22 protein-coding genes are annotated in these 21,683 nt (G+C 66.8%); 6 read left to right on the top strand and 16 right to left on the bottom strand.

Annotated features, from left to right (window positions below):
• Positions 1-130 precede the first annotated feature (130 nt).
• From menE to ACLN58_RS03100, 6 genes are all read right to left on the bottom strand, one after another.
• A complete protein-coding gene (gene menE, locus ACLN58_RS03125) occupies positions 131-1,738 on the bottom strand; it encodes an o-succinylbenzoate--CoA ligase (RefSeq protein WP_415853820.1) in 1,608 nt (535 codons plus the stop codon).
• A gap of 10 nt (positions 1,739-1,748) precedes the next feature.
• Positions 1,749-3,086: an MFS transporter gene (locus tag ACLN58_RS03120; protein ID WP_415853819.1), complete on the bottom strand. Its 1,338-nt coding sequence runs from the start codon at positions 3,084-3,086 to the stop codon at positions 1,749-1,751.
• Between the two features lie 71 nt (positions 3,087-3,157).
• A complete protein-coding gene (locus ACLN58_RS03115; RefSeq protein WP_415853818.1) occupies positions 3,158-3,619 on the bottom strand; it encodes a MaoC family dehydratase in 462 nt (153 codons plus the stop codon).
• A 44-nt stretch (positions 3,620-3,663) separates the two neighbouring features.
• Positions 3,664-4,887: an acyl-CoA dehydrogenase family protein gene (locus ACLN58_RS03110; protein ID WP_415853817.1), complete on the bottom strand. Its 1,224-nt coding sequence runs from the start codon at positions 4,885-4,887 to the stop codon at positions 3,664-3,666.
• Between the two features lies 1 nt (position 4,888).
• Entirely contained in the window at positions 4,889-5,773 is an 885-nt protein-coding gene (locus ACLN58_RS03105; protein WP_415853816.1) for an amidohydrolase family protein, read from the bottom strand.
• On the bottom strand, positions 5,773-6,723 hold the full coding sequence (locus ACLN58_RS03100; protein ID WP_415853815.1) for an SDR family NAD(P)-dependent oxidoreductase: 951 nt from the start codon (positions 6,721-6,723) through the stop codon (positions 5,773-5,775). Before ACLN58_RS03100 ends, ACLN58_RS03105 begins: the two co-directional genes overlap by 1 nt.
• Positions 6,724-6,863: 140 nt before the next feature.
• Between ACLN58_RS03100 and ACLN58_RS03095 the strand changes: the two genes are divergently transcribed.
• Positions 6,864-7,319: a MarR family winged helix-turn-helix transcriptional regulator gene (locus ACLN58_RS03095; RefSeq protein WP_415853814.1), complete on the top strand. Its 456-nt coding sequence runs from the start codon at positions 6,864-6,866 to the stop codon at positions 7,317-7,319.
• On the opposite strand, the gene ACLN58_RS03090 is transcribed toward ACLN58_RS03095, so the two are convergent.
• A complete protein-coding gene (locus ACLN58_RS03090; RefSeq protein ID WP_415853813.1) occupies positions 7,316-8,245 on the bottom strand; it encodes a LysR family transcriptional regulator in 930 nt (309 codons plus the stop codon). The genes ACLN58_RS03095 and ACLN58_RS03090 overlap by 4 nt on opposite strands.
• A 101-nt stretch (positions 8,246-8,346) precedes the next feature.
• Here ACLN58_RS03090 and ACLN58_RS03085 point away from each other — a divergent pair, with 101 nt between their 5' ends.
• Positions 8,347-9,417: an MBL fold metallo-hydrolase gene (locus ACLN58_RS03085; RefSeq protein WP_415853812.1), complete on the top strand. Its 1,071-nt coding sequence runs from the start codon at positions 8,347-8,349 to the stop codon at positions 9,415-9,417.
• On the top strand, positions 9,414-10,745 hold the full coding sequence (locus tag ACLN58_RS03080) for an MFS transporter (RefSeq protein WP_415853811.1): 1,332 nt from the start codon (positions 9,414-9,416) through the stop codon (positions 10,743-10,745). Before ACLN58_RS03085 ends, ACLN58_RS03080 begins: the two co-directional genes overlap by 4 nt.
• A gap of 22 nt (positions 10,746-10,767) precedes the next feature.
• Here ACLN58_RS03080 and ACLN58_RS03075 read toward each other — a convergent pair whose 3' ends face one another.
• The 3 genes from ACLN58_RS03075 to ACLN58_RS03065 are packed head-to-tail and all read right to left on the bottom strand — an operon-like array spanning position 10,768 to position 13,861.
• Entirely contained in the window at positions 10,768-11,994 is a 1,227-nt protein-coding gene (locus ACLN58_RS03075; protein WP_415853810.1) for an amidohydrolase family protein, read from the bottom strand.
• Complete coding sequence (locus ACLN58_RS03070) at positions 11,991-12,470, bottom strand: GAF domain-containing protein (protein WP_415853809.1); 480 nt, start codon at positions 12,468-12,470, stop codon at positions 11,991-11,993. The genes ACLN58_RS03075 and ACLN58_RS03070 overlap by 4 nt, the downstream gene beginning before the upstream one ends.
• Positions 12,467-13,861, bottom strand: a complete 1,395-nt coding sequence (locus tag ACLN58_RS03065; protein WP_415853808.1) for an MFS transporter — start codon at positions 13,859-13,861, stop codon at positions 12,467-12,469. The genes ACLN58_RS03070 and ACLN58_RS03065 overlap by 4 nt, the downstream gene beginning before the upstream one ends.
• Positions 13,862-13,992: 131 nt before the next feature.
• Here ACLN58_RS03065 and ACLN58_RS03060 point away from each other — a divergent pair, with 131 nt between their 5' ends.
• Complete coding sequence (locus tag ACLN58_RS03060) at positions 13,993-14,844, top strand: MurR/RpiR family transcriptional regulator (RefSeq protein ID WP_415853807.1); 852 nt, start codon at positions 13,993-13,995, stop codon at positions 14,842-14,844.
• Positions 14,845-14,935: 91 nt separating this feature from the next.
• Here the strand turns inward: ACLN58_RS03060 and ACLN58_RS03055 are convergent, their stop codons facing one another.
• The 3 genes from ACLN58_RS03055 to ACLN58_RS03045 all read right to left on the bottom strand — a co-directional run bounded on the left by ACLN58_RS03055 (position 14,936) and on the right by ACLN58_RS03045 (position 16,377).
• Positions 14,936-15,190 (bottom strand): hypothetical protein, encoded by a 255-nt coding sequence (locus tag ACLN58_RS03055; RefSeq protein WP_415853806.1) that lies wholly within the window; start codon positions 15,188-15,190, stop codon positions 14,936-14,938.
• Positions 15,187-15,441 (bottom strand): hypothetical protein, encoded by a 255-nt coding sequence (locus ACLN58_RS03050; protein ID WP_415853805.1) that lies wholly within the window; start codon positions 15,439-15,441, stop codon positions 15,187-15,189. The genes ACLN58_RS03055 and ACLN58_RS03050 overlap by 4 nt, the downstream gene beginning before the upstream one ends.
• 348 nt (positions 15,442-15,789) lie before the next feature.
• A complete protein-coding gene (locus ACLN58_RS03045; protein WP_415853804.1) occupies positions 15,790-16,377 on the bottom strand; it encodes a PadR family transcriptional regulator in 588 nt (195 codons plus the stop codon).
• Between the two features lie 125 nt (positions 16,378-16,502).
• Between ACLN58_RS03045 and ACLN58_RS03040 the strand changes: the two genes are divergently transcribed.
• Together ACLN58_RS03040 and ACLN58_RS03035 are read left to right on the top strand one after the other, a co-directional pair.
• Positions 16,503-17,615: an aromatic ring-hydroxylating dioxygenase subunit alpha gene (locus ACLN58_RS03040; protein ID WP_415853803.1), complete on the top strand. Its 1,113-nt coding sequence runs from the start codon at positions 16,503-16,505 to the stop codon at positions 17,613-17,615.
• Between the two features lie 3 nt (positions 17,616-17,618).
• Complete coding sequence (locus ACLN58_RS03035) at positions 17,619-18,620, top strand: PDR/VanB family oxidoreductase (RefSeq protein WP_415853802.1); 1,002 nt, start codon at positions 17,619-17,621, stop codon at positions 18,618-18,620.
• A gap of 144 nt (positions 18,621-18,764) precedes the next feature.
• Here the strand turns inward: ACLN58_RS03035 and ACLN58_RS03030 are convergent, their stop codons facing one another.
• The 3 genes from ACLN58_RS03030 to ACLN58_RS03020 all read right to left on the bottom strand — a co-directional run.
• A complete protein-coding gene (locus ACLN58_RS03030; protein WP_415853801.1) occupies positions 18,765-20,015 on the bottom strand; it encodes a D-arabinono-1,4-lactone oxidase in 1,251 nt (416 codons plus the stop codon).
• Between the two features lie 27 nt (positions 20,016-20,042).
• The gene (locus ACLN58_RS03025) at positions 20,043-21,044 is read right to left on the bottom strand and encodes an SDR family oxidoreductase (RefSeq protein WP_415853800.1); all 1,002 of its coding nucleotides are present in this window, start codon (positions 21,042-21,044) and stop codon (positions 20,043-20,045) included.
• Positions 21,041-21,683, bottom strand: a 643-nt coding sequence (locus ACLN58_RS03020; RefSeq protein ID WP_415853799.1) for an FGGY-family carbohydrate kinase, incomplete at its 5' end; no start/stop codon positions are given. The genes ACLN58_RS03020 and ACLN58_RS03025, both read right to left, overlap by 4 nt.

Raw genomic sequence — 21,683 nt, 5'->3', positions numbered from 1 at the left:
GCATCGTCCTGCGCTTGACCGGCGCGATGCACCAACGCGAGGTGACCATCGGCCAGACGACTCCAGGGCCGTCCGAGGCCGCCGCCGGCGGCCCGTCCGACGGCGATGGGCAGTTGCCGGAACCCCCTGCCTAAGAGGCGTACTGCTTGCGTAATTCGGCCTTGCGGATCTTGCCGCTCGCCGTCCGGGGCATCTCCTCGACGAACACGACCGACTTCGGGATCTTGTACCGTGCGAGCCGTCCGTCGAGGTGCGCCCGCACGTCCTGCTCGGAAAGCTCGGCGCCCTCGCGCAGGGTCACGATGGCCTTGGGCACCTCGCCCCACGTCTCGTCCGGGACGCCGATCACGGCCACGGACGCGACCGCCGCCAGCTCGACGATGAGCGCCTCAACCTCGGCCGGATAGATGTTCTCGCCGCCCGAGATGATCATGTCCTTGAGCCGGTCCGAGACGAAGAGGAAACCCTCGTCGTCTCGGTAGCCCATGTCCCCGGACCGGAACCACCCGTCGGCGAACGCAGAACGCGTGGCCTCGGAGCGGTTCCAGTACTCGCGGATCACGTTGGGGCCCATGATCTGGATCTCCCCGACCTCCCCCACCTGGACCTCCTCGCCGAGGGGATCGGCGATCCGAAACGATGTGAAGAAGTGCGGGAGCCCCGACGAGCCGGCCTTCTCCCGCGAGCGCTCGCGGGGGAGCATCGTCACCCCCGGGGCGGTCTCGGTCATGCCGTAGCACGCCGTGAAGCCGATCCCCCGCTCCTCGTACGCGTCAAGCACACGGGAGGGGATCGCCGAGCCGCCGCACGTGAGCTTGTCGAGCGAGCCAAGATCGGTCGCGTCCCAGGCCGGGTGCTCGGCGAGCATCTGGAAGGTCGTGGGAACGCCGCTCAGCGTAGTGACACGATGCCGTTCGATGAGCTCAAGCGCCCGCCCTGGGTCGAACTTCTGCTCAAGGACGACCGTCGCGCCCTTGAGGAGCATGGGCAGGAGGCCCATGTCGAGTGACGCGACGTGGAACAGCGGCGAGATCATGAGCGCGATGTCCGAGGACGCGAGGTCCATGTCGACGAGCACGTTGTAGCAGTTCCACGTGAGGTTTCCGTGGGTGAGCAGCGCGCCCTTCGGCCGCCCCGTGGTACCCGACGTGTAGAGGATCATGGCGCCATCGTCGAGCGTCACCGCCTCATCGACGGGCTCCGCGGGCGCCGAGAGCAGCGCGCCCTCATAGCGTTCGACGGCGGGCCCCACCTCAGTCGCGGCAGCGCCGCCGTCGGCAGCAATCCCGCCTACGACGGCGGCACTCGCCAACCCGGAGGCGGCACCTTCGTCGTCGCCCGAGTCAGCGACGACGAGGCGACGCTGCACGCCCGTCCCCTCGACGGCGGCCGCGGCGAGCGAGCCGAGCCGCTCGGACGCGACGAGGAGGCGCACGCCGGCGTCGTCGAGCTGGAACTGCAGCTCGGGTGCGGCGAGCCGCGTGTTGAGCGGAACGAACACCGCGCCGAGCAGGCCGCACGCGAAGAACGTCTCGACGAACGCCGGATCGTTCTCGCCGAGGTACGCGACCCGGTCACCGCGGGCCACGCCGCGGCGGCGCAGCGCATTGGCGAGCCGGTCCGTGCGCTCGGCAAGCTCCGCATAGCTCACGGTGCGCTCCCCAGCGATGAGGGCGGTCTTCGCCCCCGACTTCGGGCGGCGGCGCTCGGGCCAGGAGCCAACTCCGTTGTTGAACATGGCGTCCCTCCTACCGGACGGTCGTGAGGTCATTGTCCTTCGATTCGCGGGTCACGAGGATGAAGACCGCGGAGACGAGGGACAGGGCAGCGAGGAAGCCGACGACGGCGCCGACGCTGAGGCCCGATTCCTTGTAGAGCGAACCGACGATGCCGGGCGTGAAGCCTCCGCCGATGAGCGTCGCGAGCTGGTAGCCGAGCGCAGCGCCCGTGTACCTGGACGTGGTGCCGAACTGCTCGGACACGAACGCCGCAAACGGGCCGTAGAGGGTCGAGTGGAACATGAGAGCGAGCGTGAACGCGAGGAACACGAGCCACGCGTTGCCCGAGCCAAGGAGCGCAAACATCGGGAAGAGGTACGCGACGAACAGGACCAGGCCAGCGATCATGACCGGCCTGCGCCCGAAGCGGTCCGAGATCCGACCGCCGAGGAGCACGATGCCGATCGAGAGGACTGAAGCGCCGGCGAACGCGTACAGCACGCCCTGCTGCGGGGCTCCCTTCGAGACGGCGTAGGTCACCGCGAACGTGGACAGGGAGACCTGAAGGCCGAAGCCGGCGGCACCCGCGAGCATGACGAACACGAGGGCCTTGGGCCGGCGGAGCACCTCGAAGAGCGGCACCTTCCGCTTCACCGCCGTGTTCTGCGCTTCCTTCACCTCGGCAGCGATGGCGGCCGCGAAGATCGGGCTCTCCGAGACGCGGAGTCGGACGAAAAGCCCGACGACGAGCAGCGCGAGCGAGAGCAGGAACGGGACGCGCCAGCCCCACGCGAGGAAGTCCGCGCGGGGCAGCGCCGAGACGAGGCCCATCATGACCGTTCCGAGGAAGGCTCCCGTGGGGGCGCCCGCATTGACGAACGACGCCGCGAAGCCGCGCCGCTTCGGGTCCGAGTGCTCGAGGGCCATGAGCGCTGCGCCGCCCCATTCGCCCCCGACGGCGATGCCCTGCAGGACGCGAAGCAGCACGAGGATGACGGCACCCCACGAGCCGATCACGTTCGCGCCCGGGACGAGGCCGATCGCGGCGGAGGCGAGGCCCATGACCGTCATCGAGACGATGAGCATGCCCTTGCGTCCGATCCGGTCGCCGAAGTGGCCGAAGATCACACCGCCGAGCGGGCGGGCCAGATAACCCGCGGCAAAGGTCGCGTAGGCCTCGACGGCTCCGGCCCACGGGTCGGCGCCGGCGAAGAAGACGGTCGGGAACGCCACGGCCGCGGCGGTCGCGTAGAGGAGGAAGTCGTAGAACTCGATGGTGCTGCCCAGGTAGCTGGACAGGATGACCGTGCGCGCCTCTTTGCGCTGCGCGGTCTGGCTCATGTGCGTGAGCTGGGTGGTTCCAGACATGGTGGTTCCTTGGGGTGGGCGGGGTGGGTTCGGGTGGGTGGGCGGACTAGGGAGGGGTGGGTGAGAAGCGATTACTTGTAGAACCGCGCGAGGAACTCGGCGACGACGGCGGGGCGCTCCTGGCCCTCGATCTCGATGGTCGCGTTGACCTTGATCTGCGCGCCGCCCTTGACCTCGGTCGCCTCGGCGATCTGGCCGACCATGCGAACCTTCGAGCCGACGTTCACCGGCGAGGTGAAGCGGACGCGGTCCAGGCCGTAGTTGACCTTCGTGGTGACGCCTTCGACGTCGAACAGCTCGCCCCAGAACGGGATGAGCAGCGAAAGCGTGAGGAAGCCGTGCGCGATCGGGGCGCCGAACGGGCCGTCCTTGGCGCGCTCGGGGTCGACATGGATCCACTGGTGGTCGTCGGTCGCGTCGGCGAAGAGGTTGACGCGGTCCTGGGTGATCTCGAGCCAGTCGGTCGCGCCGAGATCGGCGCCGGACATCGTGAGGAGCTTGTCGAAGTCGACGACGAGTCGAGGGGCGGTCATGAGGGTCTCCTAGGGGGTGGGTGGGTTAAGAACCGGTGGGTTGATCAGTGAGTGAATGCGCTGGCGCCCGCGAGCGCGCGGCCGACGATGAGGGCGTTGATCTCGTGGGTGCCCTCGTAGGAGTAGACGGCCTCGGCGTCTGCGTGGAAGCGGGCCACGTCGGTGTCGAGCGTGATGCCGTTCCCGCCCACGACCTCTCGGGCGAGGGCTACGGTCTCCCGCATCGCGAGACTTGTCTGCATCTTTGCGAGGGCCGAATCCTGGTCGCGGTAGAGACCGCGCTCCTGCTGCTCGGTGAGCCGGACGACGAGCGAGAGGCTCGCCGTGACATTCCCGAGCATGCGCGCGAGCTTCTCCTGGACGAGCTGAAACGAGCCGAGCTTCCGGCCGAACTGCTCGCGCTCGCGCACGTACTTGAGGGCGGCCTCGAACGCACCGGCCTGAATGCCGGTCGCGATCCACGCGACATCGGAGCGCATGGCCCGCAGCATCGCGGCGACGTCCTTGAACGAGTTGACGTTGTGGAGCCGATCCGCCTCGGTGACGCGCACGCCGCTGAGCGTGATGTGCGCGTTCTGCATCATGCGCAGGGCCGTCTTGCGGTGGATTGTCGACACCGTGACGCCGGGCGCCTCGCGCGGGACGAGGAACGCCTTGACCTGGCCGTCCGCGACGTCGCGCGCAAAGACCGCGAGGACGTCCGCCGTCGCGGCGCCACCGATCCAGCGCTTCGCGCCGTCGATGACCCACTCGCCGGCATGTGCCGGCTCGCGCCGCGCGGTCGTCGCGAGCCCGCCAGCGATGTCGGAACCGTGCTCGGGCTCCGTCAGGCTGAACACGCCCGTGAGCGAAAAATCGACGACGCGCGGCATCCACTCGCGCTGCTGCTCAGGCGAGGCGCCGACGCGGATCGCCGTGCGGAACAGGCCGGCCTGCGCCGTGTAGAACGTCGCGAGCGAAGCGTCGGTGCGCGCGAGTTCGAAGATTCGGAAGCCCTGATAGATCCCGCGAGCCGCTCCCCCGTCCCACGTGAGCTCTTCCGGCTCCATGAGGTCGAGGTCGATGAGCGGCTGCCGCAGTTGCTCGGGGAACTCGCCGCGCTCCCAGTACTCCCCCAGCAGAGGCTTGGCCTTCTCGTCGAGGAATTTGCGGAGGCGCCCGAGTACCCGACGCTCATCGTTCGTGAGGAGGGCTTCGGCGTCGTACCAGTCGGCCACGTCGTAGAGGCGAGTTTCCTCGCTCAAGGCGAGCTCCGTCGTCGTCCGCATCTCAGGCACCCAGCCCGAGGAGGCGCACCGCGTTGCCTTTGAGGATCTTGGCGCGCACCTCGTCCTTGAGCGGGAGGTCGGCGAACGCGCCGAGCCACTTCTGCGGGGTGATGAGCGGGAAGTCGGTGCCGAAGAGGACTTTGTCCTGAAGGATCGAGTTCGCGGCCTTCACAAGCGACTCCGGGAAGTACTTCGGCGACCAGCCGGAGAGGTCGATGAACACGTTCGCCTTGTGCGTCGCGATCGAGTTCGCCTCGTCCTGCCACGGCGCCGAAGGGTGGGCCATGATGATGGTCAGACCCGGGAAGTCGGCGGCGACGTCGTCGAGCAGAAGCGGGTTCGAATACCGCAGCTTGATGCCGTGCCCGCCGGGCAGGCCCGCGCCCATCCCGTTCTGGCCCGTGTGGAAGATGGCCGGCAGCCCGAGCTCCTGCAGCGCCTCCCAGAGGGGGTAGAACTCCTCGCTGGACGGGTCGAAGCCCTGCAAGGACGGGTGGAACTTGAACCCGCGCGCGCCCAACTCGAGCGCCTGGTGCTTCGCGCGGGCGATCGCCTCCTCCCCCGTGCGCGGGTCCACGGAACCGAACGGGATGAGGACGTCGTTGTGACGGGCCGCACCCTCGATGAGCTCCTCGATGCTGTTGGGCTCGTGCTTGAGCTGGGTCCGCGCGTCGACGGTGAAGACGACGGCGGCCATGTTCAGTTCGCGGTAGGTCTCCGCGATCTTGTCGAGGCTCGGGGAGCGGTCCTCGGCCTTGAAGTACTTCGCGGACGCCTCGGTCAGCGCGGCCGGGAGGGACGCGTGCCCGCACGAGTCCACCTCGAGGTGGACGTGCAGGTCGATTGCGTCGAGCTTGTCGACGTCGATGCCGAGCTCGTACCGCATCAGCGCGCTCCGGCGCCCGCTGCGCTCTCAGCCTGCGGCTGGAGTTCCTCCGGCAGTGGCAGGAACTCCTCGCCCACGCCCTGCAGGTGGCCGCCGATGATCTCGGCGCCCTGCTCCTGGAGCGCCTCGTAGGTCCAGCCGCCCTCGCGGTAGTCCGTCGTCGCCGGCTCGGGATGGGTCCAGATCTGGAGGCGGTCCCCGCCCGCGCCGATCGCCTGGCCCGTGACCCCGGCCGCGTCGTCGGAGGCGAGGTAGGCGATGAGGCCGGCGACGTCGCTGGCCGTGCCGAAGCCGAGGTCGCGGCGGAAGAACGCCGGCATGGCCTCGCCGCGCTCGTCCGCCTCGACGGCCTTCTGGAAATACGGAATGGTCTTGGTCATCGCGGTCGCGGCCACGGGGATGACGGCGTTGACGGTCACGCCACCCTTCTTCATTTCCAACGCCCACGTGCGGACCATCCCCACGATCCCGGCCTTCGCCGCGGCGTAGTTGGTCTGGCCGAAGTTGCCGCGCTGGCCCGTCGGGGAGCCGATCGCGATGATCCGGCCCTGGACGTTGTTGGCCTTGAAGTAGCCGAACGCCTCGCGGACACACGTGAACGTGCCGCGGAGGTGGACGTTGATCACGAGGTCGAAGTCCTCGTCCGTCATCTTCAGGAGGCTCCTGTCGCGGAGGATCCCCGCGTTCGTGACGAGGATGTCGAGGCGGCCGAACGCGGCGATGGCGCCGTCGACGAGCGCCTTCGCGGCCTCGGTCGACCCCACCGGGACGACGACGGCGGTGGCCTTCCTGCCGTCGGCCTCGATCTGTGCGACCGCGGCGGCCGCGGCCGCCTCGTTGACGTCGTTCACGACGACGGCGGCGCCCTGCCGCGCGAGCTCCCGGGCGTAGGCCAGGCCGAGGCCCTGCCCGCTTCCGGTGACGATCGCTACCTTGCCTGCCAGGCTCATCCCGTGCTCCCTCGCACTCGTGCTGCTTCGTCCCGTTGGCGCCCGGAGTTCCGGACGTGAGACTCTTGTCACAGTCCATGAAAAGACCGATCGTTGAAAATGTCAATGAGTTATTTTTTGAACCTGTTGGAGGTGGTGCTGTGACCGATCACGACCAGAAGGAGATCCCGCGGCTCGCCGAGGGAACCGTGGCAAGCGACATCGGACTCCTGCTCGCGAAGCTGAGGGCGGCGGGGTCGGAATTCAACAACAAGGCCCTGGCCGAGTTCGGGCTGCGCGAGCGGTCGTATTCGGTGCTACGCCTCGCATGCAGCGGCCTCGAGCCGACCCAGCGCGAGCTCGCGGACTTCCTCGCATTGGACCCGAGCCAGATCGTGGCCCTCGTGGACGATCTCGAGGGTCGCGGGCTCGTGTCCCGAGAGCAGGGACGGACCGACAGGCGGCAGAAGATCGTGCTCGCAACCCGCGAGGGCGAGCGCCTCCACGCCGCGGCTGAGGCCGCGATGCGGGAATGCGAAGCTGAGCAGTTTTCAGCGCTCGCACCAGACGAGCTCACCTCACTGCGAACCCTCCTGCGAAAGGCCCTCTGGGGCTAAGCCTCTCTGCCCGTATCGGGTGCGCCCGGACCAGCGGTGCCGAGGTGCCCGGCACAGTGCTCGATCAGGTCCCCCGCCAGGCCCGACAGTTTGACCCCCTGCGGGTACGAGACAAGCACTGAATTGGTCCCGGTTTCCTGCGCAATCGGGAGATATGTCAGCGGCAGGTGTTCGCTGCTCTCGTCCACGGGCTCCATCAGCAGGGAGTACGCCAGATTCCGGCCCACAATGGCGCGGATCGTGTGCACGTTGGAGCTGCGGTACACGACGTTGGGTTCCACTCCGAAGCGTCGCAGCATGGCCTCATTCAGGTACGAGGCAGGCTCCACGTTCAGAAGGGCTGCCGGATAGGGCGCGAGATCCAGCAAATCGATGGTGCCCCTGCTCGCCAGCGGATGGTTGGGCGAGAGCGCCACAAGGAATTCCCGCCTGCGCAGCATCACCGCCTCAACCTCCGGGTGACGTTGGGCTTCGTAGATGAAGCAGACATCGATCTGGCCCCGTAGCATCTTCTCCTGGATCTCGGGTCCGGAGCCCTCCACGAAGTCCGGGGTCACGTTCGGATGCCTGCTCGCAAAGAACTCCGCCACCTCTGGAAGCACAAGCGTCGACAGCGTGCTGAAGCAGCCCACCGTGAAGGTGCCGGAGTAGCCTTCAGCACCGGCATCCACGGCATCGATCAGATGCCGCGCCTCGCCGATGAGTGCGCGGGCGCGGGTCGCGGCCATACTGCCGATGGGCGTGAGGTACACGCCCTTGGACTTGCGCCTGATGATGAGCTGCGCTCCCAGAGCCGACTCCAGTTCCTTGAGCGCAAGGCTGATGCCCGCCTGCGAAACATGGCATTTGAGGGCCGCCTGAGTGATCGACTGGGACTCCGCGACGGCCACAAAGTACTCGAGCTGACGCAGCGTCATTTCCTTCATAAGGAAATCTTAGGTTATGCCCGAAGTCTATTTGTTTTACATCTCATGAGACCTGGCTCACGCTTGATGCACCGACCATCTACAGCACACGAAGGAGTGGCGTGAACCCGTCCAACCCACGACTTGGGCCGCACGTGGTGACCTTGGGCACTGCCGGAGGCCCCCGATGGTGGAACGCGCCAGGCGGAAGCCAGCGCAGCGGCATCAGCACCGCCGTCGTCATTCAGGGAGCCGTTTACTTGGTGGACTGCGGGCAGGGCACGGGATGGCAGCTGAAGAACGCCGGCCTGAGCATGGACCAGGTGCGCGGCCTCTTCATCACGCATCTGCACTCGGATCACACGGTCGATCTCGCGTCCCTCATCCTGTTCGGCCAGTTCGAGCGGAAGAACCCGGCACTGGAGCCCATCCGGGTGCACGGACCAGGCCCCCGTGGGAAGCTTCCCCCTCTTTCCGCCCGCGCCGAATCCATGCCCGAGATGGTGGCGCCGGACAACCCCGGCCCCGGCATTGAGCAGCTGTTTGAGATGCTGTCCGCCGCCTACGCCACCGATATCAATGACCGGACCTTCGATTCCCTCACCCGACCACCGTCCAAGCACTTCGATGTCCACGACATCGTGCTCCCCGAGAGGACCGGCTTCGACCCCAACGACAACGTCTGTCCCGACATGGAGCCGTTCACGATCTTCAAAGATGAGCTGGTCGAGGTCACCGCGATCCTGGTGTCCCACCACCCCACGGCTCCGGCCTTTGCCTTCCGCTTCGACACCGCCGAGGGTTCCGTGACGATTTCCGGAGACACCGCTCCGTGCCGGAATCTGGTCCGCATCGCCAAAGGCACGGACCTGCTGATGCACGAGGCCATCGACTTGGAAACCATTGCCGCCCAGTACACGGACCAGGCCCTCATGAACGCCACCATGGACCACCACCGCCGCGCCCACACCACCGCAAGGCAAGCCGGCGAACTCGCCACCGAGGCCGGCGCGCGTTCGCTGGTGCTGCACCACCTGGTTCCGGCCTCCGCCCCGGCCGAATCATGGCTCAAGGCGCAGGAGACGTTCTCCGGCCGTCTCGTTGTGCCAGAAGACCTCGAGATCATTTCCTTCGCCTCACCGCCACGTACTACCTCCGACACCGCCGTCGAACCCGTAAAGGCAATCTCATGACCACAGACAGCGCCCAGCACCCGGCTGCTTCGTCGGCACCGTCCCCTGACAGACCAGGGGCCGATCCGCGCGAAATGCGCAAGATCCTGACCTCCAGCTTCCTTGGCACAGCGATCGAGTACTACGACTTCATCCTCTACGCCACGGCAGCGAGCCTGGTGTTCAACAAGGTGTTCTTCACCGGCGTGGATCAGGGCACAGGACTGATGCTCTCGTTCACCACGTTGGCCGCCGGATACGTGGCCCGCCCGCTCGGAGGATTCATTTTCGGCCATCTCGGCGACAAGTTGGGCCGCAAGGCCATGCTCGTGGCCACCGTCGTGATGATCGGCACGGCGAGCGTGCTGATCGGCCTGCTGCCCACAACGGCGCAGATCGGTGTCGCGGCACCCATCCTGCTCGTGGTCCTCCGCGTCCTCCAAGGCATCGCCGTGGGCGGCGAATGGGGCGGTGCGATGCTTCTGGCCTTCGAGCACGCCAAGAAGAACAGCCGCGGCTTCGCGGCCTCCTTCGCCTACATGGGCGCCCCCGCCGGAACCATCATCGCCACCCTCGTGCTGAGCGCCATGTCCACCCTGCCCAAGGGCGAGTTCCTGTCCTGGGGCTGGCGCGTTCCCTTCCTCTTCAGCGCCGTATTGGTGGTGGTGGGGCTGGTCATCCGGCTCAAAGTGTCCGAGTCCCCGGCGTTCAAGGAAGTGGCCAAGGCCAAACCGGTCAAGGTCCCGGCCGCCGAGGTCATCACAAGGCATCCCCGCAGCTTTCTCATCTCCGTGTTCGCAGGCATCGCCGGTCAGGCCGCGCAGGGCCTCATGGGAGCCTGGGCCATCTCCTACGCCGTGGAGCAGGCCACTCTGGCCCAGACCTCAGTGCTGAACGTCAAGGCACTGGCCGGCGTGGCAACGATCATCATGATCATCATCGCCGCCCGACTCAGCGACCGGATCGGCCGCAAGAAGGTGATGCTCGGTGGCACCGTTGCCGCGATGATCCTGGCGTTCCCGATCATGTGGTTGATTGACTCCGGCTCCGTCTGGGGATTCTTCCTCGCCCTCTTCCTAGGCCTCAGCGTGATCCAGGGCTTTACCGCTGGCCCCTACGGCGCCTTCGCCGCCGAGCTGTACCCGGCGAACATCCGCTACAGCGGCACGTCCATCGGCTACCAACTGGCCAGCACGTTGGGGGCCGGCTTCACTCCTCTGATCGCCACCGGTCTCGTGATCGCCGCTGGGAGCTCGCTGTGGATGGTAGCTCTCGCATGGATCGGGTTCTCTGCGCTCACTGCAATAGCCCTGGTCGTCACCAAGGAAGGCAAGGACAGGGATCTGTAGCTGATCAGGGGCTCCTCACCCACTAAGTCGCCACCACCTTGCCGTCCTGAATCAGGCAATCAAGGTGCTCGCTGATGTCCGCGAGCACAGAAACGTCAGCCAGCGGGTCGGCGTCCAGCACCAGCATGTCTGCGTCGGCACCCGGTGCGACAACGCCGATCTCGCCTTCACGCTCAAGCAACTGGGCCGCCGTCGTCGTGGCCGAGCGGATGGCGTCAATGGCTGGTTGAACCTTGCCGAGGAGGCGGAACTGCTCGTTCTGGTGCCGATGCATGCCACCGAGCAAGTCCGAGCCAAAGGCCATTTTGACGCCGGCTTCATGCGCCCGGGCGATAGCTTCCAGTCCCGTGGTCAGGACGGTGTCCACCTTGTTCCACATCTCCTCGGACAGGCCGAATTCCTTGCCCTCCTCCTTGAGCGCCCAGTACGTGACCAGGGTTGGAACCAGGAAGGCGTCCTTTTCGAGGAATAGGCGAAGACTCTCGTCGTCCAGCAGGTTGCCATGCTCGATTGACCGAACGCCGGCTTCGAGCGCCCTATTAATAGCCCGCGCAGTGTAGGCGTGGGCGGCGACATAGCGGTTCGCAGCTTCCGCCTCTTCCACAGCAGCGCGCATTTCCCCCATGGAGTACTGGGTGGAGTCGATGCGGTCCGTAGGTGACGACACACCTCCGGAAGCCATGATCTTGATATGGTGGGCGCCCTTGCGCAGCTCGTCGCGGGCGGCCGCGCGGACCGCGTCCACGCCGTCCGCCACTCGGCCAATGCCGCAGCAACCGCGGCCATTGGGGTCATGGTCCTCGCCGGGAAGGCGCATGTCGCCATGGCCGCCGGTCTGGCTGAGTGCCTTGCCGCAGAAGTGCAGTTTGGGGCCTTCCAGCAAGCCTTCCTTCTGGGCCAGCGCGAGGCCGAAATCCGCTCCGGATAGATCGCGAACGGTAGTGAAACCGCGCCGGAGCATCTCGCCCATGATCTTGGCCGTCTGCGCATACACGTACGACGCCGGGGTCCAGATCAGGGAGCGGAAGTCAGCGCTGGACGCCAGGACGTGGACGTGGGCATCGATGAGGCCAGGGATGACGAACTTCCCAGAGCCGTCGATAACCCTGGCGTCCCTCGGGGCGTCGGCATCTGCCGCCACGCTGCGGATCTTCCCGTCAACGCTGACGACGTCGGCTGTTGAGTAGGTGCCCGCGTGCACGTCCAGGACGCCCGCGTTGCGGATGACAATCGGGGTGGTGCCGCTCATGACTGAAGGGCGTCCTTCCGTGTTGCTTCGTTGATGTCTACTTGGTGGCTGAAGGCGGCGGCGAGTTCCGCCGCTCTGGCGGCCACCGTCGTCGTCGCTGTTTCGACGCTCTGCGGCGTGTAGCGGCCCTCGGCGTCCAGCAGCGCGAGGACGCCAACGACGTCGCCGTCCTGGAGGACGGGGATGTTGATGACACCGCCGCAGCCGAGCGACTGGATGAGTTCGACGTCGGTGAAGACCTCCCTGAGTCCGTCGAGATCTGCCGCCAGGAAGGGCTTCTTGTCAACGATGACTGTGCCGAGCCATCCCGGGGAGATCTCCACCGTCTTCTCCGCACCCAGCGGATAGGCGTCCGGGTGGCTGGTGAAGACCCTGCGGAGCGCCGATCGTTCGGGGATCCATTGGAGGGCCGTGAAAAGGATCACTCCGGGGTCCTGTTCGAGGGATTCGAACGTCTCTTGGAATGCAGTTGTCATTTGCCGCTCGATTCCACTGGGGTTGCGTCATGCTCGGCACGGGCGTTGATGTCCTCGAGCGACTTGCCCGCGGTAGAGGCGCCGAAAATGACGACTCCCAGGACGCCGACGGTGAGAACCACGGTGGTCATGGTGAAGACGCCGCCGAAGCCCAAGGCGACAGAGAAGATGCCGATGATCGATGGCGCCAGGATGCTTCCGATGCGGCCAACCGCGCTCGCCAGCCCTACGCCGGTGGCACGCATCCACGTGGGGAACAACTCGGGGGTGTACGCGTAGACCCCTGCGTAGGTTCCATTGAGGAAGAAGGACAGCGTTGCCGCAGCCAGCAGGATCATGCCGGGATCGCTCGACTGGCTGAGCCAAAAGGCGCTGACCGCGGAGCCGGCCAGATAGAGGGCAATGGTGTTCTTGCGGTCAATCCGGTCGCAGAGCCACGCGGCGGAGAAGTAACCGGGGATCTGCGCAAGGTAAATGATGATCGAGAACTCGAAGCTCTTGGTCACCGTAATGCCGCGGCCCACCAGAAGCGTGGGGATCCAGGAGAAGAAACCGTAGTAGGAAAACGTGATCACGAACCAGATCAGCCAGATCACCGCAGTACGGCGACGCAGAGCACGGGACCACATGAACTTGAGCGCGTTCCACACTGTGATCTTTTGCTGGTGCGTGGCGATGTCCTCCGCGGCTGGCTCCAACGGCGTGAGAGGCTTGTTGGTGGCCTTGGCCACACTGTCCTCGAAGCGCGCCACCACGCGCTCGGCTTCTTCCGTGCGGCCTTGGCTGATCAGGTAGCGGGGAGACTCGGGAAGGCTGCGACGCCACCAAAGGAGCAGCAAGATGGGAATGGCCGTGATGACCTGGGCCCAACGCCAACCGTCGGCACCCATCGGGACCACAAACCGGCCGATCAACGCTGCGCCCACGAAGCCAAAGGAGAAGAATCCGGCGAGGGTGCCGATGAACCAGCCGCGGCGCTTGGGCGGGATGAACTCGGACAGGAATGGAGCGATGATGACGCTCTCGGCACCGGCGCCCAAGCCTGCAAGGACCCGTGCAACCAGGAAGACTCCAAAGTTCGGAGCCAGGGCCGCAACCACGGACATCACTGCGTAGAAGGCCAGGGCCCACATCATCACTTGCTTGCGGCCAAAGCGGTCGCCGAGCCAGCCGGCCAGGATGGCGCCGAAGAAGAAGCCAAGCGGGGCGGCTGAACCAACCAAGCCGAGGCTGGCGTTGCTGAGGCCCCAGAGTTCCTGGATGCGCGGCAGCAGGAACGCCACCACCGCGCCATCCATGCCGTCAAAGGAGTAGCCAAGGCCCCCAATGAGGAGAAGCTTGTAGTGTGGTCGACTGAGTGACAACCGGTCCAGTCGTGCGGTAAGGGACATGTGATTCCTGCCAAGGTTTGGGCGGAGTTGTACATTTTTAGAAATATGCACAAGTCTGTGCAGACGTCTTGAAGGTATGTCCCGGGTGTGAGGTAGGTCAATAGGTGAAACACGAAGTTAACGCTTCGACGTTGACCGAGTGGTTGGACAGCCGCGCGCAGGGCCGCAAGCTGGCGGCACGGCAGATACAGGTCATCGGCATCCTCCGCTCCCAGCCCAGGCTGGCGTCCTACGGATCTGTCAGCGACATCGCGGCCGCGGCTTCCTCAAACGCATCCACCGTGACAAGAACCGCGCAAACGCTGGGGTTCAAGGGCTGGGCGGACTTTCAATTCGAGCTGCGCTCCCGCTTCCTGGCGTCCCTCAGTGCCGTGGAAGTGGCGGCGGAGCACAACGGGCACATCAGCAGCCCGGCCCAGACGGCAATAACGACAGACCGCACCAACCTGGCACATCTCGAGCGGACCCTCGACATGGACACCGTGCACTCCATTGCACAGGCCATCGCAGGCGCTCGGCAGACGCTGATCATCGCCGCGGGAAGCTACGCGATTCCCGGAAAGGCGCTGGAACACAACGCCATCATTGCCGGGTACAACGTCAGGTTGCTGGACGCCGACGTAGCGGCATTGACGAACGCGGTGGCCCGGCTTACCCCACACGATCTTGTGATTGCGATCAGCCTGTGGCGCGTCTACGACAGCACTCTCCGCGCCGTGGAATTTGCCCACAACGTCGGCACACCCATTGCCTCGATCACGGACAGCGCAGGTTCACCAGTGGCTGCGCACGCCGCACACCGGATCGTCGTGCCCACGGAGAGCGCCGGCTTCTTCCCATCCTTGACGGGAGCTGTATCTGCAGCGCAGGCGATCACCGTGGAACTGGCAACGCTGGACCGCGACAAGTCGAACCAGAACATCGCCGCGTCCGAGCGCGCATGGGATCAACTGCGGATCATGCACCCGCGGTCGAGTTCGTAGTACGGAGGATCGAACCTCGACATTTCTGACATACCCCATCGACCGGATATTTGGCATCATGCAGATTGGCTTGCCTCCGGCATTGGCCTGTTCACATCAGCGATTCCGGGATGTCGAATCGCTTCCCAACGAGTATGCGAATGGCATCGATTAAAGGCTGGTCTTCTAGCTCAACGCCCTTGTCCCCGTAAATTACGCCCCACTCGCTGCCCACTGCTTCGATGTCGAAGAGCCTGAGGATCTCGCTCACGCGGAACTGATATTCGGTGGAGGTCATCTGGCGGGACGCACGGACCGGGACTGCGGCGAGTGTGCGCACGACCTCGGACCGGGTGGGTTCGGTCATTGGGCACGCATCGCGTTGGGGCCGCAGTAGTCGCTCACCGTCAAGATGTTCCCATCGCTTTCCACCCGCCAGTTTGCCGTCCTGGTTCCATAGTTGTAGGCATGAGTGTAGCCGCCGCCGTCCGTGGTGCGCCGGGCGGTGCCTGAGTAGAACGTGGCCTGTGCGCTGTACTCAGTCGTCACGTAGACCCACACGACCTGACCCGAGGGGCAGCTGAGCGAGCCGCTGACGCTCGACGTTGCTGCCTGCACGGGCACCGCGGATGTCATTGCCAATGCCAGTGCCGCGCAGATGCAGAGCGCGGCACTTTTTAGAGCTTTCAATGCTTCCCCCTGAGTGTCCGGACGGGATTCCGATGCAATCGCCGTCGCTGGTTCGTGCACTCTTGCATGACTTTCGCCATTGCACAACAGGCCGGATTCTCATATGACTAACCAGCATAATTGCATGGTGAAGGTGCCGATTTCGCGGGAGCATGCGCCTTCACCGGGAAGTTTATCTACCTCCATCGCCAGACCACTTTGCAGGAGGAAGTTCCCGGGAAGGCTGAGGTTGCAGCAATAAAGCGTTGTACCCGTGGTCGGCGTCCCCGCCGCAGCCTAGCCCTGTCCCCCGAGCCTCTCGACGAGCTCAAGCCCCTTCTCGGCCCACTCGATCTCTGCCTGGGCCCGCGCAATCATGCCCTCGTAGGCGAAGACCTTGTAGGCCGTGATCCGCGCGACCTCCTCGCGGGCCTTGCCCTCGATCCGCTTGGCGAGGGTCGGGTTCGAGTGGTCGAGGAGGGTACGGATCATGTCCTCCCAGTCCTCGACCCGCGCCGAGTGGTACGCGATGTGGGCGCGGAAGAAGTCCGCGGACGCCGTGGGGTTGGCCCATTCGAGGTACGCGGCGCGCAGCCGCACGGGATCGCGTTCGCGCTGGTACTCGGGCGGCGCATTGAGCCACGCCTCAAAGGATTCGACGCCTGCTTCCGTGATCGAATAGCGCTTCTTCGTGCCGCGCTTGCCCCACGGCACGGTCTCGCCACGGATCAGTCCGTCCTGTTCCATGCGCCGCAGTTCGGGGTAGATCTGCGAGTCCGGCGCGTGCCAGACGTACCCGACCGAGGTCTGGAAGTTCTTGTAGACGTCATAGCCGGTCATGGGCTGCGACGTCAGCATCGCCAGGAGGGCGTTCCTGAGGCTCACCCGGCTACCTTATCTGCCTCTTGAAACTATCTATCTCCATAGATAAAGTGTGTCTCACCTCACCATCTATCTATGGAGATAGATAGTTGTTTGCTCGCCAAGGGCGGCGGGCAGGAAGGACCACCATGTCGCACCCGACCTCCACGACCAGCAAGACCCTCGCCCACCCGCTCAACGCCTGGTACGTCGCGGGCTGGGACCACGAAATCACCCGCAAACCCCTCGCGCGCACCATCGCGGGCCGGCCCCTCGCACTCTTCCGCACCGAGGACGGCCGGCCGGTCGCCCTGGCCGACGCCTGCTGGCACCGCCTCGCCCCCCTCTCGATGGGCAAGACCCTGGGTCGAGACGAGATCCAATGCCCATACCACGGCATCACCTACAACTCCGCGGGCCGTTGCACGTCCATGCCGGCCCAGGAGACCATCAACCCCTCGGCCACGGTGCCTTCGTTCCCCGTCGTCGACCGCTACCGCTTCGCGTGGGTGTGGCTCGGCGACAGCGAGAAGGCCGACCCCGCGCTCATCCCAGACATGCACCAGATGAGTTCGGCGGAGTGGGCCGGCGACGGCGAGACGATCTACGCTCCCTGCAACTACCAGCTCGTGCTCGACAACCTCATGGACCTCACCCACGAGGAGTTCGTCCACGCCTCCTCGATCGGCCAGGAGGAGCTGAGCGCCTCCGACTTCAAGGTCACCCACGACGACAGCACCGTGACCGTTTCCCGCTGGATGTTCGACATCGAGGCCCCGCCGTTCTGGCTCAAGAACATGCGCGACAAGTTCCCGGGCTTCGAGGGCCGGGTGGACCGCTGGCAGATCATCCACTTCGAGGCTCCGTCGACCATCAGGATCGACGTCGGCGTCGCCAAGGCCGGGACTGGAGCGGCCGACGGCGACCGCAGCCAGGGCGTGAACGGCTACGTCATGAACACCATCTCCCCCGAGACGGACAAGACGTGCCACTACTTCTGGGCCTTCATGCGCAACTACCGCCTCGACAGCCAGCTCATCACGACCCAGCTCCGAAACAGCGTGCACGGGGTGTTCGGCGAGGACGAGGCCATGCTCGCCGCCCAGCAGGCCGCGATCGACGCCAACCCCGACTACGAGTTCTACAGCCTCAACATCGACGCAGGAGGCATGTGGGTCCGCCGGCTCATCGAGCGCATGCTCGAGGCCGAGGGCCGCCTCGCCGCGACCCAGGAGCCCCAGCCTGCTCGGGTCGGCGCCTGAGCCATGGCCGCCAATTCGAGCACAGTCTGGCAGCGCGGGCGCGTCGTCGAGCTCCGAGACGTTGCCCAGAACATCCGCCGCGTCGTCATCGAACCCGAATCCCCGGTCCGGGCGGCCCCCGGCACCCACGTCGACATCGCCGTCGTCGTCAACGGGGAGCGGGATGTGCGCTCCTATTCGGTCGTCGAATCGGACGACGGCGGCACGCGCCTTGCGCTGTCCGTGTTCCGGACGCCGGCCTCACGTGGCGGCTCGGTGTTCATGCACGGGCTGGACGAGGGGGACGACGTCGAGCTCACTCAGCCGATGCAGAACTTCCCGCTGCGCGTCGGGGCCGCCCGCTACGTCATCCTCGCCGGAGGGATCGGCGTGACAGCAGTCCTGGGGATGGCCCGCGTCCTGGCCCGGCTCGGGACCGACTACCGCTTCGTCTACGCCGGCCGCAGCCGCGAGGGGATGGCGTACCTCGACGAACTCAGCGCCGAGCACGGCGACCGGATCGAGGTCCACGTCGACGCCGAGGGCACCCCGCTCGACGTCGCTTCGCTGGTCGGTGGCCTCGACCCGGGCACGGAGCTGTACATGTGCGGCCCGATCCGGCTCATGGACGCCGTGCGGCGCGCCTGGCAGGACGCCGGGCTCGACCTGCCGAACCTCCGCTACGAGACGTTCGGCAACAGCGGCTGGTTCGACCCCGAGGAATTCGTGGTCCGGATTCCCCGGCTCGGCCTCGAAGCCGTGGTCCCGAAGCACCGCTCAATGCTCGAGGCCCTCGAGGCGGCCGGGGCGGACTTGATGTTCGACTGCCGCAAAGGGGAATGCGGCCTGTGCGAGGTGGACGTGATGGAGCTGACCGGTGATATCGACCACCGCGACGTCTTCTACAGCGAACGCCAGCAGGAGGCGTCGGCCAAGATGTGCTGCTGCGTCTCCCGTGTCATCACCGCCAAGTCCACCCCGCATCCCGGTGCAGGCCGGGCCATCGTGAGCATAGAAGTGAGCTGAATTATGACCACAGACATCCGGGCGCGCATCGACGCGTCGCCCATGTCGGACAAACGTTGCGCCGTCACGTTTGCAGGGTGTGAAACCCTGCAAACGTGACGGCGCAACGGGGGGACCCTCCGAAGGTCGCGGAGCGACGAGAGGCTACCGCCCGCCCAGGACCCGGTCCAGATACACGTTGCGGAACTTGCCCTCCGGGTCCCGCTTCGCCACGAGCTCGCGGAAGTCGCCGAGACGCGGGAAGAGACGCTCGAGCGAGGCGGTCGGGACAGTGAACAGCTTCCCCCAGTGCGGCCGGGCAGCGAACGGCGCGAGCGCGGCCTCGAGCTCGGGCAGGAACGCCTCGACCTCGGCCTGCAGCGGCCGCCACGTGAAATGCAGCGCCACGCTGTCCTGCCGGTACGAGGGGCTGAGCCAGAACTCGTCCGCCGCGACGGTCCGGACCTCCGAGACGAACAACAGCGGCGCGAGCTTCCCCGCGAGCCCGCGCACCGCGGAAACCGCCCCGGCCGCCTGCGAGCGCGGCAGCAGGTACTCGGTCTGCAGCTCGTCGCCCGCGCTGGGCGTGAACTCGTGCCGGAAATGCGGGAGCCGGTCGAGCCACGGCCCCGGCACATCGAGCTGCTGCGTGCAGTTGAGGGCGTCCATGTCCGGCAGCGGGTGCCGGGCCACCGTGGCGGGCACGGCACCATGGAAGGACGACGGCGCCGCCCCGGGTTCCGCGTCCACCCGCACCTTCCGCCACACCTGGGGCACGGTGTCCCCGGCGTAGTCGGTGAACAGCGAGACGCTGTACCCGTCCCCGGCCACGGCGTCGTAGTCCGCGAGCACGGTCTCCCACGGAAGCCCCTCGAAGACCTGCTGCCGCACCTGATACGTCGGTTCGACCGCGAGTTCGAGCGCGGTGACGATCCCGAGCGCGCCCAGGCCCACGACGCTGCCGAGGAACTCGTCGCCGTCGCCCTCCTCGACCCGCTCGACGTCCCCGGAGGCCCGGACGAACTCGACCGCCTTCACGGCAGAGGCCAGCGCCGGGCTCGCGATCCCGGACCCGTGCGTTCCGGTCTGCACCGCACCCGCCACGGAGATGTGCGGGAGCGAGGCCATGTTGTGCAGCGCCCAGCCCTGGGCCTCGAGCGCGAGCCCGAGGTCCCCGTACGTGAGGCCCCCGGATACCCTGGCCACCCGCCTCGCCGAGTCCACCTCGACCCCGCCCGGCAGCCGGTCCAGCACCACCTGCACGCCGGCCGTGTCCGCGACGTCATTGAAGCAGTGCCGCGAGCCGAGCGCCTTCACGCGCTCGGCCGAGGCGACGAGCGCCGCGAGCTCCCCCACCGACTCCGGCCGGGCCACGGAGGCCGCGGAGTACTCAAGATTTCCAGCCCAGTTCTTCATGTATCAGCCTTCGACATCAGTAGAGGGTCAGAGAGCGGCGGCGGGGACCCGGAAGCGCTCCACGAGCTCATCCATGAGCCGGTCGTAGCGCGGGTCGACTCGCCGGCGTGAGGGGTCCTCGTCGTGCCAGGCCACGATCTCCCGCGCGCCCTGCTCGAACGGGATCCGCGCCACGAAGTCAGGCACCACGCTGCGCAGCTTCGAGTTGTCGAAGACCGCGGAGTGGGTCTTGTCGCCGAGCAGCGAGGCGCCCCAGTCCGGGTCCGCCGCCGCGATGGCGTCCGAGGGCACGTGGACGATCCGCGCCTCGACGCCGGCTGCGCGGGCCAGGATGTGGGCGATCTGGTCCCACGTCAGAACGTCGTCGGAGGTGAGGTGGAAGGCCTCGCCGAGCGTGCGGGAATTCCCCAGCAGCGGGACGAAGCCGCGCGCGAAGTCCTCATGGTGGGTCAGCGTCCACAGCGAGGTGCCGTCGCCGTGCACCACGATCTCCTTGCCCTGGCGCATGCGCTCGACGGCGGTCCAGCCTCCGTTGAACGGGACGCTCGTGCGGTCGTAGGTGTGCGAGGGCCTGATGATCGTCGCCGGGAAGCCCCTCTCCCGGTACGCCGAGACGAGCACGTCCTCGCACGCGATCTTGTCCTGGCTGTACCGCCAGACCGGGTTCCGCAGGGGCGTCGATTCCAGGATCGGCAGCCGCGCCGGCGGGGTCTGATAGGCCGAAGCGGAGCTGATGAAGACGTATTGGCCCGTGCGCCCCTCGAACAGCCCGAGATCCGTGCGCACATGATCGGGCGTGAACGCGACCCAATCGACCACGGCGTCGAACTCCCGCGCACCGAGCGCCTCCCGCACGGAGCCCGGATCGCGGACGTCCGCGACGAGCTGCTCAGCCTCGGCGGGCACCTCGCGCCGCCCGGTGCCGCGGTTGAGCAGCGTGAGCTCGATGCCCCGCTCGACGGCGAGGCGCGTGCTCGCGGAGCTGATCGTGCCGCTGCCCCCGATGAAGAGGACCTTGAGTGGACTCACGAGTGTGGCCTGCCTTTCGCCGATGCTTCACTCCGGTAGCGCTCGAGCACGCCCGGCGCCGCGGCGGCGGAGACGGTGGCCGTCCCCGCATTCTTCCACTCGGGGAACCGCCCGAGGAGGATTCCAGCCGCCTGACGCGCGGCGCCGTCGGCCACGTACTCCCCCGGCTCGGGGACGAGCACGGGCAGCCCGAAGATCGCGGCCGCGGCCTCCTGGACCGCGGCGGAGCGCGCCCCGCCGCCCACGAGGATGATCCGCTCGGCCGCGACGCCCTGCGCGGTCAGGGCCGCGAGTCCGTCCGCGAGCGAGCACACGATGCCCTCGACCGCTGCGCGCGCGAGGTTCGCGGGCGTGTAGTTCCGCAGCGTGAGGCCGTGCAGGGAGCCGGTCGCGTCCGGGAGGTTCGGCGTCCGCTCACCCTCGAAATACGGCACGAGCGTGAGCCCCTCGGCCCCGACCGGCGCCGAGAGCGCGAGCTCCGTGAGCCCGGGCAGCGACACCCCGAGAAGGGCGGCCGTCGCGTCGAGCACGCGCGAGGCGTTGAGCGTGCACACGAGCGGGAGGTAGTGCCCGGTCGCGTCCGCGAAGCCCGCCACGAGTCCCGAGGCGTCCGACGTCGGCCGGCCGGCTACCGCGAAC

The sequence above is a fragment of the Sinomonas sp. G460-2 genome (assembly GCF_047759905.1).
Taxonomy (GTDB): domain Bacteria; phylum Actinomycetota; class Actinomycetes; order Actinomycetales; family Micrococcaceae; genus Sinomonas.
This window is presented reverse-complemented; position numbering and strand designations above follow the sequence as displayed.